Source organism: Halomonas sp. 25-S5 (assembly GCF_029889845.1).
Lineage (GTDB): Bacteria > Pseudomonadota > Gammaproteobacteria > Pseudomonadales > Halomonadaceae > Halomonas.
On the sequence record NZ_JARANV010000005.1, the window covers coordinates 67,361 to 84,839 of the forward strand.

Annotated in this window: 15 protein-coding genes and 1 pseudogene; 14 read left to right on the forward strand and 2 right to left on the reverse strand. The window is 65.9% G+C overall.

The window, feature by feature from the left end; all coding sequences use genetic code 11:
* The first annotated feature begins 7 nt into the window (after positions 1 to 7).
* The 7 genes from OP498_RS05665 (at position 8) to OP498_RS05695 (ending at position 6,368) form a co-directional block, all read left to right on the forward strand.
* Positions 8 to 706 carry a B12-binding domain-containing protein gene (locus OP498_RS05665; protein ID WP_280552890.1) on the forward strand — a complete coding sequence of 233 codons (699 nt, stop codon included), beginning with the start codon at positions 8 to 10 and terminating at the stop codon, positions 704 to 706.
* A gap of 17 nt (positions 707 to 723) precedes the next feature.
* The gene (locus OP498_RS05670; RefSeq protein ID WP_280552891.1) at positions 724 to 1,359 is read left to right on the forward strand and encodes a DUF1638 domain-containing protein; all 636 of its coding nucleotides are present in this window, start codon (positions 724 to 726) and stop codon (positions 1,357 to 1,359) included.
* Entirely contained in the window at positions 1,347 to 1,652 is a 306-nt protein-coding gene (locus tag OP498_RS05675; protein ID WP_280552892.1) for a virulence factor, read from the forward strand. Before OP498_RS05670 ends, OP498_RS05675 begins: the two co-directional genes overlap by 13 nt.
* A gap of 74 nt (positions 1,653 to 1,726) precedes the next feature.
* Positions 1,727 to 2,209, forward strand: coding sequence for a methylenetetrahydrofolate reductase C-terminal domain-containing protein (locus OP498_RS05680; protein WP_280552893.1), 483 nt, complete (start codon positions 1,727 to 1,729; stop codon positions 2,207 to 2,209).
* A complete protein-coding gene (locus OP498_RS05685) occupies positions 2,206 to 3,270 on the forward strand; it encodes a methylenetetrahydrofolate reductase (protein ID WP_280552894.1) in 1,065 nt (354 codons plus the stop codon). Before OP498_RS05680 ends, OP498_RS05685 begins: the two co-directional genes overlap by 4 nt.
* A 55-nt stretch (positions 3,271 to 3,325) precedes the next feature.
* Positions 3,326 to 4,240 (forward strand): dihydropteroate synthase, encoded by a 915-nt coding sequence (locus OP498_RS05690; protein ID WP_280552895.1) that lies wholly within the window; start codon positions 3,326 to 3,328, stop codon positions 4,238 to 4,240.
* 100 nt (positions 4,241 to 4,340) lie between these two features.
* Positions 4,341 to 6,368, forward strand: a complete 2,028-nt coding sequence (locus OP498_RS05695; protein WP_280552896.1) for an ASKHA domain-containing protein — start codon at positions 4,341 to 4,343, stop codon at positions 6,366 to 6,368.
* A gap of 63 nt (positions 6,369 to 6,431) precedes the next feature.
* On the opposite strand, the gene OP498_RS05700 is transcribed toward OP498_RS05695, so the two are convergent.
* A complete protein-coding gene (locus OP498_RS05700) occupies positions 6,432 to 7,718 on the reverse strand; it encodes an aromatic ring-hydroxylating dioxygenase subunit alpha (protein WP_280552897.1) in 1,287 nt (428 codons plus the stop codon).
* A gap of 325 nt (positions 7,719 to 8,043) precedes the next feature.
* On the opposite strand from OP498_RS05700, the gene OP498_RS05705 reads away from it, so the two are divergent.
* The 7 genes and pseudogenes from OP498_RS05705 to OP498_RS05735 all read left to right on the forward strand — a co-directional run.
* Positions 8,044 to 9,150, forward strand: a complete 1,107-nt coding sequence (locus OP498_RS05705; protein ID WP_280552898.1) for a hybrid-cluster NAD(P)-dependent oxidoreductase — start codon at positions 8,044 to 8,046, stop codon at positions 9,148 to 9,150.
* A gap of 148 nt (positions 9,151 to 9,298) precedes the next feature.
* Entirely contained in the window at positions 9,299 to 10,606 is a 1,308-nt protein-coding gene (glyA, locus tag OP498_RS05710; RefSeq protein WP_280552899.1) for a serine hydroxymethyltransferase, read from the forward strand.
* A 46-nt stretch (positions 10,607 to 10,652) separates the two neighbouring features.
* Positions 10,653 to 11,903, forward strand: coding sequence for a sarcosine oxidase subunit beta family protein (locus OP498_RS05715; RefSeq protein ID WP_280552900.1), 1,251 nt, complete (start codon positions 10,653 to 10,655; stop codon positions 11,901 to 11,903).
* A gap of 10 nt (positions 11,904 to 11,913) precedes the next feature.
* Positions 11,914 to 12,270 carry a sarcosine oxidase subunit delta gene (locus tag OP498_RS05720; protein WP_280546849.1) on the forward strand — a complete coding sequence of 119 codons (357 nt, stop codon included), beginning with the start codon at positions 11,914 to 11,916 and terminating at the stop codon, positions 12,268 to 12,270.
* Entirely contained in the window at positions 12,267 to 15,317 is a 3,051-nt protein-coding gene (locus OP498_RS05725; RefSeq protein WP_280552901.1) for a sarcosine oxidase subunit alpha family protein, read from the forward strand. The genes OP498_RS05720 and OP498_RS05725 overlap by 4 nt, the downstream gene beginning before the upstream one ends.
* On the forward strand, positions 15,310 to 15,960 hold the full coding sequence (gene soxG, locus OP498_RS05730; protein ID WP_280552902.1) for a sarcosine oxidase subunit gamma family protein: 651 nt from the start codon (positions 15,310 to 15,312) through the stop codon (positions 15,958 to 15,960). Before OP498_RS05725 ends, soxG begins: the two co-directional genes overlap by 8 nt.
* 80 nt (positions 15,961 to 16,040) lie before the next feature.
* Positions 16,041 to 16,199, forward strand: a pseudogene (locus OP498_RS05735) (formyltetrahydrofolate deformylase); the annotation flags it as partial.
* A 144-nt stretch (positions 16,200 to 16,343) separates the two neighbouring features.
* Here OP498_RS05735 and OP498_RS05740 read toward each other — a convergent pair.
* A complete protein-coding gene (locus tag OP498_RS05740) occupies positions 16,344 to 17,384 on the reverse strand; it encodes a LacI family DNA-binding transcriptional regulator (protein ID WP_348533475.1) in 1,041 nt (346 codons plus the stop codon).
* Between the last annotated feature and the right edge of the window lie 95 nt (positions 17,385 to 17,479).

Sequence of the window (17,479 nt, forward strand, 5' to 3'; positions counted from 1 at the left end):
AAGTGCCATGACAGAACAATACAACGAAGAAGACTTCGACCTCAACGACCTGCCCGATGACGAGCTCATCGAGCAGATACACGATGATCTTTACAACGGTCTTCGTGACGAGGTGATTGAGGGGACCGAAATTCTGCTCGAGCGGGACTGGAGTGCCAAACGTGTTCTTGACGAAGCCTTGGTGGGGGGGATGGCTATTGTGGGGGTTGATTTCCGTGACGGTATCCTTTTCGTCCCGGAAGTGCTGATGGCGGCCAACTCCATGAAAGGCGGCATGGATGTGCTGCGCCCCCTCCTCGCCCAGGCCGGTTCGCAGACCGTCGGCAAGATCGTGATCGGCACCGTCAAAGGCGACATCCACGACATCGGCAAGAATCTAGTGACGATGATGATGGAAGGGGCGGGTTTCGAGGTAATCGACATCGGCATCAACATCCCGGTGGAGACTTATCTCGCCGCATTGGAAGAGCACAAGCCCGACATCCTCGGCATGTCGGCGCTGCTTACCACCACTATGTCCTACATGAAGGTGGTCATCGACACCTTGATCGAGAAGGGGCTGCGCGACGACATCATTATCATGGTCGGGGGAGCCCCGCTCAATGAGGAGTTCGGCCAGGCGATAGGGGCTGACGTTTACTGTCGCGATGCTGGTGTGGCCGTCGATCAGGCCAAGAAACTCATTGCCGAGCGTCGCGCGGCCTGACACATGGAGGTCTGTCGATGTCATCCGTACTGATTGTCGCCTGCGGTGCACTGGGCAAGGAAATCAAGGCCTTGATCGATGCCAATGGCTGGCGTGACGTGCGTCTGGAATGTCTGCCGGCGGACCTCCATAACCGGCCGGAACGCATCCCCGTGGCGGTGAGCGACAAGCTGGCGAAGGCGTCGCACGAGGGGCGTATTCTCGTCGCCTACGGTGACTGCGGCACCGGCGGGGGGCTCGATCGTGTCCTCGCCACCTATGGCGCCGAGCGGCTGCCGGGAGCGCACTGCTACGACATCTATGCCGGGAAAGCGGTGGTGGCCGCCCTGTCGGAGCAGGAGCCGGGCACCTTCTACCTGACCGATTTCCTGGTGCGCCACTTCGATCGGCTGGTCATCCAGGAGCTGGGCATTGAGCGCCACCCCGAACTGACCAGTCTCTATTTCGGCCAGTATCGGCGGCTCGTCTATCTGTCGCAGCGTCGTGATCCCTCCCTAGAGACCCAGGCACAGCGAGCCGCCCGCCGCCTGAGATTGGACTACGAGTACCGCCATACCGGCTATGGCAGCCTGGAGACAACCCTGGTGCGTCTGGTGGAGCTGACGGATGTGGCGGATGCCACGATCAGCGAGGAAGCCACATGGCCACATTGACTCTCGTCAGCTGGCGGGACATCCCCTCCCAAGTGATCGCCAAGCAGGGGCGGCAGAATGCCAAGGTGCTGCTGCCACCACGCTTCCAGCACGCCATCGATCGCGCGGCCATGCGCGCCGGCAAGGGCGGCTCGGATGCGTACATGGCCGACTGGCAACGCAGCGCCCGGCGCAAGTGCGGCGACGACCTTCAGGCGGAAGTCGACGCCGAAGCGGCACGGCTCGAGGCGCGCTTCGACGACGAGGAACTCAATCGTCTGGTGCGCCAGAAGGGGCTGTCTGTACCCACCTGAGCGGGCGCAGTGACAGTTCAACAACAATCAGCACCGCTGCCACGTGACGGGCACAGCGGGTAAGGAGGAAGAGGATGTACAAGGTGAGACGTTGGGTGGTTCGCCATTCCCGAATGTTCGAAATCATCTATCGGCTCTTCGAGCCGGTCATCATCAGGCTGCATCCGCTGTGGAACCTGCTCGACTATGCCCGCGTCGAGGCGCCGGTGAAAGCCGTCGAGAAGCGCGTCAAGGGGTTTCTCTTCGACTGCCGGATGTGCGGCCAGTGCACGCTTAGCGCCACTGGCATGTCGTGTCCCATGAACTGTCCCAAGACCCTACGCAACGGCCCCTGCGGCGGTGTGCGCGCCGACGGACACTGCGAGGTGAAGCCGGAGATGAAGTGTGTCTGGGTCGAAGCCTGGGCCGGTAGTCGCCGGATGAAGTACGGCGATCGCATCCAGGCGGTACAGCAGCCGGTGGACTCCCGTCTCAAGGGAAGCTCTTCCTGGCTGCGCGTGGCCCGCCAGTCGGCCGATAAACCCACGTCGGTCCTCCACGAGGGAGACACCAAATGAAGTTCGATGACGAGCCCGTGCCGGGCTACTCCCTACCCATCCTGCCGGGCCACGTGTCGCCGGGACGTCTCGAACGGGTGCTGCGCGCGGGCAAATTCGCGATTACCAGCGAGATCGACCCGCCGGACTCCGCGGACCCGGGGGAAGTGCTCAAGCGCGCGGCGATCTTCGACGGCTACGTCGATGCTATCAACGCCACCGACGGTTCCGGTGCCCACTGCCACATGTCCAGTGTCGGGGTCTGCTCGCTGCTGACCCGGGTTGGCTACGCGACCATCCTGCAGATTTCCTGCCGCGATCGTAATCGCATCGCCATGCAGGGCGAGATACTGGGTGCGGCAGCCATGGGGGCCTGCAACCTGTTGTGTTTGACCGGTGACGGGGTGCAGGCGGGCGATCATCCCCATGCCAAGCCGGTGTTCGACCTCGACGCCATGTCGCTGCTGAAGATCGCTCGCGGCATGCGCGACGAGCATCGCTTCGAAAGCGGACGACGTATCGATACGCCTCCGCGAATCTTTCTCGGCGCGGCTACGAATCCCTTCGTGCCGCCCCTGGAATGGCGGCCGCACCGGCTGGCCAAGAAAGTGGCCGCTGGCGCCCAGTTCATCCAAACCCAGTACTGCTTCGACATACCCCGGCTGCGGGACTTCATGCTCAAGGTAAACGACCTGGGGCTGCTTGAGGGGCCGGACCGCGTCTTCATCCTGCCAGGTATCGGCCCGCTGGCCTCGGCGCGCAGCGCCCGCTGGATTCGCGACAACGTGCCCGGTGTGCACATCTCCGACGGCGTGATCGCGCGTCTCGAGGGGGCCGCCAACCAGAAGGAGGAGGGCAAGCGGCTGTGCATGGACCTGCTCCACCAGATCCGCGAGATTCCCGGCGTCAGTGGCGCCCACATCATGGCCTACCGCCAGGAGCACACCGTGGCCGAGATCATCGAGGCCACCGGCGTGCTCGAGGGCCGCGTGCCCTGGTACCCGGGGCGCGACAATCCGGTCGAGCTCAATCCCGAGTCCCCCGATGCCCTGCCCCAAGAGGCGGAGTGTCTCGTGGAATAGGGCCCGGCTCTTAGCAGTCCTTCTCACAACAAGCCTTACAACCCGAGGAATCACCATGACCGATACCGTTATCAGCTCGCAGTCCAAGGAAGTCGTCATCGGCTTCGACCGGCCCTTCGTGGTCATCGGCGAGCGCATCAACCCCACGGGACGTAAGCAGCTCGCCGCGGAAATGGCCGCCGGGGACTTCTCCCGGGTGGTGCAGGATGTCAAGGCCCAGCTGGCCGCCGGAGCCCACATGCTCGACGTCAACGCCGGCATCCCGCTGGCCGACGAGCCGGCGATTCTCGCCAGCACCATCGAACTGGTGCAGTCGCTGACTGACGTGCCGCTGTGCATCGACTCCTCGGTCATCAAGGCGCTGGAGGCGGGCCTTTCCGTCTACAAGGGCAAGGCACTGGTGAATTCGGTCACCGGTGAGGACGAGAGCCTCGAGGCGGTGCTGCCGCTGGTGAAGAAGCATAGCGCGGCCGTGGTGGCGATCAGCAACGACGAGACGGGCCTCTCCCACGACCCCGACGTGCGCTTCGCCGTGGCCAGGAAGATCGTCGAGCGGGCGGCCGATCACGGCATCCCAGCCTGCGATGTGGTGGTCGATCCGCTGGTGATGCCGATTGGCGCGATAGGCAGTGCCGGCCGCCAGGTCTTCGCCCTTTGCCACCGCCTGCAGAATGAGCTCAAGGTCAACACCACCTGCGGCGCCTCCAACGTCAGCTTCGGCCTGCCCAACCGCAACGGGATCAACGCGGCCTTCATGAGCATGGCCATCGCCTCGGGCATGACCTCGGCGATCACCAACCCGCTTCACGCCGAGATCATGACCGCGATCATGGGTGCCGATGTGATGATGGGCCACGACCCAGATTGCATGCGCTGGATCCAGAAGTTCCGCGAACCACCGGCGACAGGGGCAGACGGCATCGAGGGGCGCGGTCGTCGCGAGACCCGCCGCCGGCGCGCCGTCAGCTGATGGCCGGATTGCCACAAGAGACCCTGACAACTGAAAATGCAAGAGCCTCGGACGAGGCTCTTCGCTCTCCTGAACGAATCCCCGGCACGCGGAGGTCCTCATGTCCGAGGCGCTTGTAGTCTTCACCCCTTCCGGTCGCCGTGGGCGCTTTCCGGTGGGCACTCCGCTGCTGGAGGCCGCCCGGGCCCTGGGGGTCGACATCGACTCGGTCTGCGGCGGACGAGGGCTGTGCGGCCGCTGTCAGGTGGACCTCTGCGAGGGCCATTTCGCCAAGCACGGCGTCGAGTCCCGCGCCGATCACCTGTCCGCCACCAGCGAGGCCGAGCAGCACTGGGAGCGACGTCGCGGTCCGCTCGAACCGGGGCGGCGGCTCTCCTGCTCGACGCAACTGCTCGGCGACGCGGTGATCGACGTGCCGCCATCCAGCCAGGTGCATCGCCAGGTCGTGCGCAAGCGCGCGGAAGTGCTCGATATCGTGCTCGATCCCGTGGTGCGCCTCTACTATGTCGAGGTGGCGCCACCGGACCTGGGCGTGCCCGCCTCGGACCTGCGCCGCCTCAAGGAGGCCCTCGCCAGTCAGTGGCAGCTCGAGGGGCTGGAAAGCGACATCCGCGTGGTCCAGCAGCTGCAGCGCGCCCTGCGCCAGGGGCAGTGGCGCGTGACCGTGGCCGTCCACGACGACCGCCGCCTCATCGCCGTCTGGCCCGGCTTTCAGGAACAGGTCTACGGCATGGCGGTCGACGTGGGCTCCACCACCCTGGCCGCCCACCTGTGCCACCTGCAGACCGGCGAGGTGGTCGCCTCGGCCGGCCGCATGAACCCCCAGATCCGCTTCGGCGAGGACCTGATGAGCCGGGTCTCCTTCATCATGATGAACCCCGGCGGCGACCGTACCCTGACCGACTCGGTGCGTGCCGGCCTCAATGCATTGACAGTGGAGCTGGCGGCCGACGTGGGCGTCGACGTCGATGCCATCCTCGAGGCGACCTTCGTCGGCAATCCGATCATGCACAGCCTGGTGTTCGGTATCGATCCGGTGGAGTTGGGCGGGGCGCCCTTCGCCCTGGCCAGTGACGAGGCGATCGACGGGCTCTGGGCCACCGAGATGGGGCTGGTCATCCACCCCAATGCCCGCGTCTACGGCCTGCCCTGCATTGCCGGTCACGTCGGCGCTGACACCGCCGGGGTGATCCTGTCCGAGACTCCCTACCTCAGTGAGGATCTGATGTTGCTGGTCGATGTGGGTACCAACGCCGAGATCGTGCTGGGCAACCGCCATCGGCTGCTCGCCTGCTCGAGTCCCACCGGCCCCGCCTTCGAGGGGGCCCAGATCAGCAGCGGCCAGCGCGCAGCCCCGGGTGCCATCGAGCGGGTGCGCATCGACCCCGAGACGCTGGAGCCGCGGTTCAAGGTGATCGGCTGTGACGCCTGGTCCGACGAGGCGGCCTTCGCCGAAACGGTCGGCGCCGGCGGCGTCACCGGCATCTGCGGTTCCGGCATCATCGAGGTGATCGCCGAGATGTATCTCGCCGGCATCCTCGATCGTGACGGCGTGATCCGCGGTAGCCTGGCCGAGCGCAGCCCGCGGGTTGTTGCCGACGGGCGCACCTTCGCCTACGTGCTTCACCGCGACGCCACGCGGACCGTGACGGTCACCCAGGGCGACATTCGCGCCGTGCAGCTGGCCAAGGCTGCCCTCTACGCGGGCATTCGCCTGCTGATGGAGCAGCTGGGAGTCGAGCGCGTCGATCGCATACGCCTGGCAGGGGCCTTCGGTGCCCACATCGACGTCAAGTACGCCATGATCCTGGGGTTGGTACCCGACTGCGATCTGGACCGGGTGACCTCGGCCGGCAACGCCGCCGGCAGCGGGGCGCGCATCGCCCTGCTCAGCCGCAAGGCGCGCCGCGAGATCGAGACGGTGGTGCGTCGTGTGGAGAAGGTGGAGACGGCCACCGAGCCGCGCTTCCAGGAACACTTCGTCGCCGCCATGGCGATCCCCCACCGTCACGACCCCTTCCCGCGGCTGCGCGAGCGCGTCACGCTGCCCCTCGACGTGCCCAGCGACAACGCCGCGCGTCGCCCCGCCCGGCGCCGTCGGCGTGCATCGTCCGACCTTCCCCGCTGAGCGCGCTTCCCACCAACGAAAGGGCCCGCGCGACGGCGGGCCCGGAAACGCGGGAAGGGCGTGTCAGCCGCCGACCACCTGCAGGCTGGGCGCGGTGTGGCTAAGGTTTTCCTGCATCCGCTCGCTGTACCAGTCGATGAAGTCGATCACCCCGAACTCGAAGGTCTCCGAGTAGGGGCCGGGCTCATAACCCCGGGAGTTGATCCCGCGCTGGTTCTCTTCGGTCAGTCGGCGATCCTGTTCGTTGGTGGCGTCCCAGACGCGGCGCAGCTGGGTCGGATCGTAATCGACGCCCTCCACGGCGTCCTTGTGGACCAGCCACTTGGTGGTCACCACCGTCTGCTGGGGCCCCAGCGGCATCACCCGGAACACCACGGCATGATCGCCCATGAAGTGGTTCCAGGAGTTGGGCAGGTGCAGGATGCGCAGGGCTCCGAGGTCGGCGCTGGGGAGGCGGCCCATCAATTTCCTGCATCCTGGCTTGCCGTCCAGGGTCATCGAGACGGTGCCTTCTAGCAGCGGGGTGCGGGTCAGGCGGTTGCGCTTGCCCAGTCGCCTCAGCTGCCAGGGCACGCCCATCTCTCCCCACTGCTGCTGCTTGTGCGCCACCAGCGCCTTGTAGGTCGGGGTGGCGCGGGGGTCGTCGCTGTCGTCGAACTCTTGCAGCGAGTTGAGCAGCTCCGGATGGGCCGCATTGCAGTGGTAGCACTCGCGGTTATTCTCGATCACCAGTTTCCAGTTGGCCTGCTCGATGATGCTGGATTCCACCGCCACCTTGACGTTGTCCATGTCGTAGGGGGCGAGGTAGTGCGCCAGGCTTTCGAGGAGCTCCTCGATGGCCGGGGGCTCATCGGCCAGGCTGACGAAGAGATAGCCGCCGGCGGTGCGCACGTTCACCGGCTTGAGTCCGTAGGCGGCGAGGTCGAAGTTCACCCCCATGTCGCTGCCCGCGAACAGCAGCCGGCCATCCAGCTCGTAGGTCCACTGGTGGTAGGGACAGACCAGCTTGGCGACCTTTCCCTTGTCGCTGACGCAGAGCCGGGAGCCGCGATGCCGGCAGACGTTGTGAAAGGCATGGATCCTGCCGTTATCGCCCCGCACGATGACTACCGGGTTGTCGCCCACCTCCAGGGTCATGAAGTTGCCCTTGGCGGGAATCTCGCAGGTCATCCCGGCAAACAGCCACTCCTTCTCGAAGATTTCCTGCATGTCCAGGCGGAACAGCCGTTCGTCGTTGTAGAAGGGTTGGGGTAGCGAGAAGTGATGCTGGCGGTGGGTCAGCATCTCGGCCGTTGCCTCGCGGGCCGGTGCCAAAGGATCATCCAGACGAGCGGGAGACATAGGGTCCATTGCGATACATCCTCTTGCTGGGCCGTTTTGGCGGCCTCGCGGTTGTTCGGGAAAAAAGGAACCGATGGTGGCCGCTCACGGCCGTTGGCAGTGGCGGATTGTAGCGAGTGTGGATCAGCGGCTTCGAGCCCAGTTGTCTCGTCGCGACTCGCGATGATGCAGTAGCGACGCGGACCACAAGATAAAGTTGCCGGTCAGGAGGTCATGGGCATGTCCGTGTCGCTGACAGGCAAGTCGAGTGGCGCCAGGCTGCGCAGAATTCGCTCAACGGCAGGCGGGGCACCGCGGTCGGAGACCTTCATGCTGCAGCCCGGGCGATACGACAATGACAATGAGCTTCCTCAATCCCGTCACCACCCAGACCTGGACCAACGGCCGTCACCTGGTGCGCTGCGTCAAGGTGATCCAGGAAACCTGGGATACCTGCACCTTCTGCTTCATGGCCGAACAGCCCGTCATGTTCTTCTTCAAGCCGGGACAATTCGTGACCCTGGAACTGCAGATCGACGGTCAGCAGGTCATGCGCTCCTACACCATCTCCAGCTCACCCTCCGTGCCCTACAGCTTCTCGATCACCGTCAAGCGCATTCCGGGCGGGGTGGTGTCCAACTGGCTGCACGACAATCTGGGGGTGAACGACGAGCTGGCGGTGCATGGGCCGGTCGGCAACTTCAATGTCATCGACTACCCTGCCGACAAGGTGCTGATGCTCTCCGGTGGTGTCGGTATCACGCCCCTCATGTCGATGGCACGCTGGTTCTTCGACACCAACGCGGCCGTGGACCTGCAGTTCGTGCATAGCGCGCGTACGCCGCGCGATATCATCTTTCACCGGGAACTCGAGCATATCTTCTCGCGGATTCCCGAGTTCACGCTGCATATCGTGTGCGAGCGAAGCGACGAGCTGGGGGAAGCCTGGTCCGGATTCCGTGGCTACCTTGGCCAGCCGATGCTCGAGCTGATGGCGCCGGACTTCATGGATCGAGAAATCTTCTGCTGCGGTCCTCCCCCCTACATGAATGCCGTCAAGACGCTGCTGCGTAAGAACGGCTTCGATATGAGTCACTACCACGAGGAGTCCTTCGATGCCACGCCGCTGGATATCCAGGAGGCGGTGATCGAAAACGTCGAGCAGGCGGAAGCCGAGGCCGAGGAGTTCGATGTCGCCGAAATGATCAGCGTCGAGTTCAGCACGACCGGCAAGAGTGTGCGCATACAGCCGGGTGAGACAGTGCACTCAGCGGCGGCCAAGTTGGGGCTGCATATTCCCAAGGCCTGTGGCATGGGGATCTGCGGGACCTGCCGGGTACCCCTCAGCGCTGGTCAGGTCGACATGGAGCACAATGGTGGCATCACCGACGAGGATGTGGCCGAGGGCTATATCCTCTCCTGCTGCAGTAAGCCGCTGGGCAACGTGGTGGTGGAATATTGACCGCTCCGCGCCGTATCGGCGCGAACTGCGGCGGCGCTTCACGTCCATTCCGCGCGCCTGTCTCGCGCAATGACGGCGGTGTCGTTTCCAGGATACCGCGAGTTTCTCTTTATCTTAACGTTGCGAAGCCAACCATCAGGGTGATGCCATGAACGCCAACAACCTTACAACAACCGACCCGCAGATCGCCGCCGCCATCGCCGACGAGGTGGCACGCCAGGAAGCCCATATCGAGCTGATCGCCTCGGAGAACTACGCGAGCCCCCAGGTCATGGAGGCCCAGGGCACCCAGCTGACCAACAAGTACGCCGAGGGCTATCCCGGCAAGCGCTACTACGGTGGCTGCGAGCATGTCGATGTGGTCGAGCAGCTGGCTATCGAGCGGGCCTGCGCGCTGTTCGGCGCCGACTATGCCAACGTCCAGCCCCACTCCGGTGCCCAGGCCAACGCGGCGGCCTTCATGGCGCTGGTCAAGCCGGGTGACACCGTGCTGGGCATGAGCTTGGCCCACGGCGGCCACCTGACCCATGGGGCGGCGCCCAACTTCTCCGGCAAGTACTACCACGCCGTGCAGTACGGCCTGAACCCGGAGACCGGCGAGATCGACTATGAAGAGGTCGAGCGCCTGGCGCAGAGCCACAAGCCGAAGATGATCATTGCCGGCTTCTCGGCCTACTCCCGGGTGGTCAACTGGCGCCGCTTCCGCGACATCGCCGACGAGGTCGGGGCCTGGTTACTGGTTGACATGGCCCATGTCGCCGGCCTGGTGGCCGCCGGCCACTATCCGAGCCCGCTGCCTCACGCCCACGTGGTGACGACTACCACTCACAAGACCCTGCGCGGTCCCCGCGGCGGCCTGATCCTCTCCGCCAGCGGCGACGAGGCCCTCTACAAGAAGCTCAATGGTGCGGTCTTCCCGGGCCAGCAGGGCGGCCCGCTGATGCATGTGATCGCCGCCAAGGCGGTGGCCTTCAAGGAGGCCATGAGCCAGGACTTCGTGCGCTACCAGGCCCAGGTCATCGACAACGCCCGGTGCATGGCGAATGTCGTCGTCGAACGCGGCTTCGACGTGGTCTCCAGCGGTACCGACGACCATCTCTTCCTGGTCTCGCTGATCCGCCAGGGGGTGACCGGCAAGGCGGCGGATGCCGCTCTGGGGCGTGCCCACATCACCGTCAACAAGAACGCCGTGCCCCATGATCCCCAGAGTCCCTTCGTGACCTCCGGGCTGCGTATCGGTACCCCGGCGGTGACGACGCGAGGCTTCCGCGAGGCGGACTGCGAGGCGCTGGCCGGCTGGATCTGCGACATCCTCGACGTGCTGGCCGAGCAGGCCGACACGACCGCCATCGAGGACGAGGTGCGCGGCAAGGTGGCCGAGCTCTGTGCGCGCCATCCCGTTTATGCCGCCGTGTCGGCCCCGCGGATGTCCGAGTCTGCCACGTCCATCGCGTAAGCCCGTTCCCGCCGGCCTGGCCGGCGGGGCCATGGAGGAGACCCCTATGCAACGTTATTCAGGCTTCGCGCTAGTCAAGCACGCGTTGAGCCATCACGAGAACTGGGAGCGCCAGTGGCGCAATCCCGAGCCCAAGAAGGCGTATGACGTGATCATCGTCGGCGGTGGCGGCCATGGCCTGGCCACAGCCTATTATCTGGCCAAGGAGTTCGGTGTCCGCAATATCGCCGTGATCGAGAAGGGCTGGCTGGGCGGCGGTAATACGGCGCGCAATACAACTATCGTGCGTTCCAACTATCTGTGGGACGAGGCGGCGGCGCTCTACGAGCACTCCATGAAGCTGTGGGAAGGGCTCTCCCAGGACCTCAACTACAACGTCATGTTCTCCCAGCGCGGCGTGCTCAACCTGGGCCACACCCTGCAGGACATGCGCGATATCCAGCGCCGGGTCAATGCCAACCGCCTCAACGGCATCGACGGTGAAGTGCTCGACGCCAAGGGTGTCCAGGCGCGGGTGCCGATCATGGACTGCTCGAAGAACGCCCGCTACCCGGTGCTCGGGGCGTCCTGGCAGCCGCGTGCCGGCGTGGCCCGCCACGACGCCGTGGCCTGGGGCTTCGCCCGGGGCGCCGACGCCCATGGCGTGGACATCCTCCAGCAGACCGAGGTCACCGGCTTCAAGGTCCGTGACGGCCGCGTCTACGGGGTGCATACCAACCGCGGTGACATCGAGGCCAAGACCGTGGGCTGCGTGGCGGCCGGCAACTCCGGCGTGCTGGCCAAGATGGCCGGCTTCAAGCTGCCGCTGGAGTCCCACCCGCTGCAGGCGCTGGTCTCCGAGCCGCTCAAGCCGGTGCTGGATACCGTGGTGATGTCCAACCACGTGCACGGCTACATCAGCCAGACCGACAAGGGCGACCTGGTGATCGGGGCCGGCATCGATGGTTACAACGGCTATGGGCAGCGAGGCAGTTACCCGACCGTGGAGCACACCCTGCAGGCCATCGTCGAGATGTTCCCGATCTTCTCCCGGGTACGCATGAACCGCCAGTGGGGCGGCATCGTCGACACCTGCCCGGACGCCTGCCCGATCATCTCAAAGACTCCGGTGAAGGGACTCTACTTCAACTGCGGCTGGGGCACCGGCGGCTTCAAGGCCACCCCGGGATCGGGGCAGGTGTTCGCGGCCAGCCTCGCCAGGGGCGAGATGCATCCCATCGCCGCACCGTTCTCCATCGATCGCTTCCAGTCCGGGGCGCTGATCGACGAGCACGGTGCCGCTGGCGTCGCCCACTGAGGAGATCACCATGTTCCATATCCATTGCCCCTACTGCGGCGAACACCGCGAGGAAGAAGAGTTTCATGCCAAGGGCCAGGCGCACCTCCAGCGTCCCGCCGACCCGGAGGCCTGCAGCGACGAGGAATGGGGCGACTACCTGTTCTTCCGTGACAACCCCCGCGGTATCCACCATGAGCTCTGGGTGCATGCCGTGGGCTGCCGCAAGTTCTTCAATATCACGCGCAATACGGTGACCTACGAGATCCTGGAGACCTATCGGATCGGCGAGCAGCCGTCGTTCACCGCCGAATATCCCGACGGTCGGCGCCCCCAGGATGCAACGCGGGAAGCGCAAGCACCGCTCAAGGCAGGAGTCCACGCATGAGCCAACCCCATCGTCTCGGCCAGGGCGGGCGCATCGACCGCTCCTGCAAGCTGGGCTTCAGCTTCAATGGTAAGCGCTATCAGGGTCATGCCGGCGACACTCTGGCCTCGGCGTTGCTGGCCAACGGCGTCGACATCGTCAACCGCAGCTTCAAGTACTCCCGGCCGCGAGGCGTGGTGGCCGCCGGCGCCGAGGAGCCCAATGCGCTGGTCCAGCTGGGTAGTATCGAAGCGGCACAGGTGCCCAATGTGCGGGCCACCCAGCAGGCGCTCTTCGAGGGGCTGGAGGCATGCAGCACCAACGGCTGGCCCAATGTACAGCGCGATATGATGAGCCTGGTCGGCAAGCTGGGCGGCACCTTCATGCCGCCGGGGTTCTACTACAAGACCTTCATGGCCCCGGCCTCCCTGTGGATGACCTACGAGAAGATCATCCGCAAGGGCGCGGGGCTGGGGCGCAGCCCCATGGAGCGCGACCCGGACAGCTACGATCATCTGCACCAGCACTGTGACGTGCTGGTGGTCGGTGCCGGCCCGGCGGGGCTGGCCGCGGCCCTGGCCGCGGCGCGCAGTGGTGTTCGGGTGATCCTCTGCGACGAGCAGGAGGAGATGGGCGGCTCGCTGCTCGACAGTCACGAGACCCTCGATGGCCGGCCCGCCGGTGCCTGGGTCGCCGAGGCGCTCAAGGTGCTGGGCGAGAGGGACAATGTCACCCTGCTGCCGCGGACCACGGCCAATGGCTATCACGACCACCATTTCGTCACCCTGCACGAGCGGCGCACCGAGCATCTCGGCGAGACCGCCCCACGCAAGGGCGGGTGGCGCCAGGTGCGTTCGCGCCTGCACCGCGTGCGCGCCGGCCGGGTGATCCTCGCCACCGGGGCCCACGAGCGCCCGCTGGTCTACGCCAACAACGACGTGCCGGGCAACCTGGTGGCCGGCGCCGTCTCCACCTATATCCGCCGCTACGGCGTGGTGCCGGGCCGGAAGTTGGTGCTCTCTACCAGCAACGACCATGCCTACCGTGCCGCACTGGACTGGGCGGAGAGCGGCCGCGAGGTGGTGGCCATCGTCGATGCCCGGGCCGAGCCCGACGGTGAGCTGGTCGAGCAGGCCCGCGCCAAGGGCATCCGCATCATCACCGGAAGTGCGGTGATCGAGGCCAGGGGCGATGCCCGGGTCAGCGCGGCGCGGGTGGCGCGCGTCGACCTGGAGGCATTTCGTGTCACCGGGGAGATGGAGACACTGGCCTGCGACACCATTGGCAGCTCCGGTGGTTACAGCCCGGTGATCCACCTGGCGTCGCACACCGGCGCGCGGCCTACCTGGCGTGACGATCTCCTGGGCTTCGTGCCCGGTCTGGTGAAGGGGGTGAGCGCCGCCGGCGGGGCCATGGGCACCTACCCAACCGGCGAGGTGCTGGAGGAGGGTGCCCGGGCAGGGCATGAGGCCGCAGCGGAGCTCGGTTTCCCGGAGGGCGCCGTGGCCCTTCCACGGGTCGCGACACGCCGCGACGGCGCGGCGATGGCGCTGTATCAGGTCCCCCACGTAAAGCCGACCCTGCGCGCGCCCAAGCAGTTCGTCGACCTGCAGAACGACGTCACCGCGGCGGCCGTCGAGCTGGCGACCCGCGAGGGCTTCGAATCCATCGAGCACGTCAAGCGCTACACCGCCATGGGCTTCGGCACCGACCAGGGCAAGCTCGGCAATATCAACGGCATGGCCATCGCCGCCCGCTGCCTGGGCAAGTCGATCCCCGAGGTGGGCACCACGGTGTTCCGCCCCAACTACACGCCGGTGACCTTCGGCGCCATCGTCGGCCGCCACTGCCGCGAGCTGTTCGAGCCCGAGCGTCATACCGCCCTGCATCCGTGGCACGTAGCGCACGGCGCCGAGTTCGAGGACGTCGGCCAGTGGAAGCGCCCCTGGTACTTTCCACAAGAACGCCGCGGCGACGTCGGCGGCGAACGCGAGAGTATGGCGGAGGCGGTGGCGCGGGAGTGCCGTGCGGTGCGCGAGGCCGTCGGCATCCTCGACGCCTCCACGCTCGGCAAGATCGACATCCAAGGGCCGGATGCCCGCGAGTTTCTCGGGCGGGTCTACACCAACAAGTGGGCTCAGCTGGCGCCCGGGCGCGTACGCTACGGGCTGATGTGCAAGGACGATGGCATGGTCTTCGATGACGGCACCACCAGCTGCCTGGCCGATAATCACTTCCTGATGACCACTACCACCGGCGGAGCGGCCGGCGTGCTGGAGTGGCTGGAACTGTGGCACCAGACCGAGTGGCCGGAACTGCAGGTCACTTTCACCTCGGTGACCGACCACTGGGCGACCATGACCGTCACCGGCCCCGAGGCCCGCAGGCTGCTGGCCGAGATCACCGACATGGACCTGGACCGCGACAGCTTCACGTTCATGGATTGGCGCGAGGGCGTGGTGGCCGGCGTCCCGGCACGGGTGTTCCGCATCTCCTTTACCGGTGAGCTCGCCTACGAGATCAACGTCCAGGCCAACTATGCCATGCACGTCTGGGAGGCGCTGTTTGCCAATGGCGACCGCTACGGCCTGACGCCTTACGGAACCGAGACCATGCACGTGCTGCGGGCCGAGAAGGGCTTCATCATCACCGGCCAGGAGACTGACGGCTCGGTGACCCCGGAGGATCTGGGTATGCAATGGTGCGTAGGGTATGACAAGCCGTGTTCCTGGATCGGCAAGCGGGCCCTGTCTCGCCCCGACACCAAGCGCCCCGACCGCAAGCAGCTGGTGGGCCTGAAACCCAGGGACCCCAAGGTGGTGCTGGAGGAGGGCGCCCAGATCGTCTTCGACCCGAACCACTCTATCCCCATGCCCATGGCGGGCCATGTGACCTCCAGCTACTACAGCCCGACCCTGGACAGCGGTTTCGCCCTCGCCGTGGTCAAGGGCGGCCAGCAGAAGATGGGCGAGACCGTCTATCTGCCCATGGCCGACGGCCAGGTCCATGAGGCCGACATCGTCAGCCCGATCTTCGTCGATCCCAAGGGAGAGCGCCAGAATGTCTGATCCCGTCATCGCCAACGTCAGGACCTTCGATACCCGTACCGAGGCCAAGATCCCGGTGAAATCGCCGCTGGCCTATGCCTATCGTCGCACGGGGGCCCCGGCCCCCACTGGCGAGAGCCGCGTGGTGCTGCGCGAGCGGCCCTTCCTCGGTCACCTGGTCCTGCGTGGCGGGGCCATCGTCCTCGATGAGGCGGTCCGCGCGGTGCTCGGTGTCCCGCTGCCCGGTGAGCCCCAGGGGCTCACCCGCGATGCGGCGGGCGAGCGCTCGATCCAGTGGCTCTCCCCCGACGAGTGGCTGCTGATCGTGCCCGGCGGCGAGGAGGCCGCGCTGGAGAATCGGCTGCGCGAGGCGCTGGGCGACGCTCACTTCGCCATCAGCAACGTCAGCGGCGGACAGACCCTGGTCGAGCTCGAGGGCGAGTCCGCCCGGGAGCTGTTGATGAAGTCGGTGGTCTACGATGTTCACCCCAGTCACTTCCCGGTCGGCAAGGCCGTTACCACGGTCTTCGCCAAGGCCACGGTGATCCTGCGTCGCCCCGACGAGCAGTGCTGGGAGCTGGTGGTGCGCCGCAGCTTCGCCGACTACACCTATCGCTGGTTGCTGGATGCCGGCGAGGAGTTCTGCCTCGGCGTCGAGCGCTGATCCCGGGCTTTTCCCTCACATGCGTTTCCAGGCCGGGGCCCGCCCCGGCCTGCTTCGTCAGGAGACATCCCATGAGCCCCATGAATCATGGTGTCGATATGAGTGCCGATACATGGATCCTCACGGCCCAGTGTCCCAGCCGGTTGGGCACCGTGGACGTGGTCACCCGCTTCCTCAAGGAGAACCGCTGCTACATCACCGAGCAGCAGTCCTTCGACGACCGCCACGCCGAACGCTTCTTGCATGCAAGACGCACCGTGATCTTCGAGCGATAGCCGTTCTCCCTGACGGGATTATCGTCACGAGTTGGTACCGCCGGACCGGAAAGGGGGAAAGCCGCGTCGGCCGGCGGATGGCGTGTCACCTCTTTCACTCTCCCGGTCTCAGGTACTCTGGCCGACCATGAGCGTGAAGCCCACATCCTGCTGCCGTTGCGTCACCGGCTGGTGATCCAGTCGTCTCAGGACCTGCTCGGCCGCCAGTCGACCCATGGTCTCGCGGGGTGACTGGATGGTGGTCAGCCGGGGCGTGACGTGCTGGCCCAGCGTCAGGCCATTGAAACCGGCGATGGCGATGTCCCCGGGGACCCGCAGGCCGAGGCGCTGTGCATGCAGCAGGGCGCCGGTCGCCAGGTCATCGTTGGCGAAGTGGATGGCCCGGGCCCCGGGAAAGCCGCCCAGCACCTGGTCGAGTCCGGCGGCACCCGCCTCCAGGCTGCCCAGCCGATCGAGTTCGATGAGGGGGGCGTCCAGGCAGGCCGCCTCGAGCACCTCGCGATGTCCCGCGAAGCGCATGCCGGCACGGTAGTCCCTGTCCAGGCAGGCCCCCACATAGACGATCGAGCGGTGCCCCCGCGCCAGCAGGTGGCGGGCCATGCAGCGCCCCGCCTCCTGGTGGTCGAGGCCGACATTGAGGTCCAGGGCCTCGCCCAGTTCCATCACTTCCATGATCGGCTTGTCCCAGTGCCCGAGCAGGCCGAGACAGGCGTCGCTGTGACGCAGTCCTGCCGTGACCAACGCCGAGCAGGACCAGCCCAGGAAGGTGCGCACCAGCTGATACTCGCGGTCCAGGTCGTAGTCGGTGTTGCCGAGCAGGATCTGGTAGCCGCGGGCCTCGAAGGTCTCCTGCAGGCCGCGGATCACCTCGATGAACACCGCGTTGGCCAGCGACGGCACGATTACCGCGATGAAGCGGGAGCTGGCGGATGCCAGGCTGCCGGCGACGAGGTTGGGCACGTAGCCCACCTGGTCGACGGCCTCGAGGACCCGCTTTCGGGTCTCCTCGTTGACCCGCTCCGGCGTGTTCAGGGCGCGGGACACGGTAATCGGAGAGACGCCGGCCGCATCAGCCACCTGCTTCAGAGTGGGCTGATCGGAACCTCGCCGCCGTCGCGGGCCTGCGTTCGAGTTAGACATTGGTCTCATCCTTGCACACTAGGCTTGCTGCCGGGAAGTCACTCGTCTAGAACTATGTTAGCGCTAACATGGTAGCGCTACCACCGTGAATCACAGCACACAGC

Bases quoted from the DNA above. Each gene is read 5' to 3' on its own strand.
- OP498_RS05665 (WP_280552890.1), top strand. From the start codon at position 8: ATGACAGAACAATACAACGAAGAAGACTTCGACCTCAACGACCTGCCC.
- OP498_RS05670 (WP_280552891.1), top strand. From the start codon at position 724: ATGTCATCCGTACTGATTGTCGCCTGCGGTGCACTGGGCAAGGAAATC.
- OP498_RS05675 (WP_280552892.1), top strand. From the start codon at position 1,347: ATGGCCACATTGACTCTCGTCAGCTGGCGGGACATCCCCTCCCAAGTG.
- OP498_RS05680 (WP_280552893.1), top strand. From the start codon at position 1,727: ATGTACAAGGTGAGACGTTGGGTGGTTCGCCATTCCCGAATGTTCGAA.
- OP498_RS05685 (WP_280552894.1), top strand. From the start codon at position 2,206: ATGAAGTTCGATGACGAGCCCGTGCCGGGCTACTCCCTACCCATCCTG.
- OP498_RS05690 (WP_280552895.1), top strand. From the start codon at position 3,326: ATGACCGATACCGTTATCAGCTCGCAGTCCAAGGAAGTCGTCATCGGC.
- OP498_RS05695 (WP_280552896.1), top strand. From the start codon at position 4,341: ATGTCCGAGGCGCTTGTAGTCTTCACCCCTTCCGGTCGCCGTGGGCGC.
- OP498_RS05700 (WP_280552897.1), bottom strand. From the start codon at position 7,718: ATGGACCCTATGTCTCCCGCTCGTCTGGATGATCCTTTGGCACCGGCC.
- OP498_RS05705 (WP_280552898.1), top strand. From the start codon at position 8,044: ATGACAATGAGCTTCCTCAATCCCGTCACCACCCAGACCTGGACCAAC.
- glyA (WP_280552899.1), top strand. From the start codon at position 9,299: ATGAACGCCAACAACCTTACAACAACCGACCCGCAGATCGCCGCCGCC.
- OP498_RS05715 (WP_280552900.1), top strand. From the start codon at position 10,653: ATGCAACGTTATTCAGGCTTCGCGCTAGTCAAGCACGCGTTGAGCCAT.
- OP498_RS05720 (WP_280546849.1), top strand. From the start codon at position 11,914: ATGTTCCATATCCATTGCCCCTACTGCGGCGAACACCGCGAGGAAGAA.
- OP498_RS05725 (WP_280552901.1), top strand. From the start codon at position 12,267: ATGAGCCAACCCCATCGTCTCGGCCAGGGCGGGCGCATCGACCGCTCC.
- soxG (WP_280552902.1), top strand. From the start codon at position 15,310: ATGTCTGATCCCGTCATCGCCAACGTCAGGACCTTCGATACCCGTACC.
- OP498_RS05740 (WP_348533475.1), bottom strand. From the start codon at position 17,384: ATGAGACCAATGTCTAACTCGAACGCAGGCCCGCGACGGCGGCGAGGT.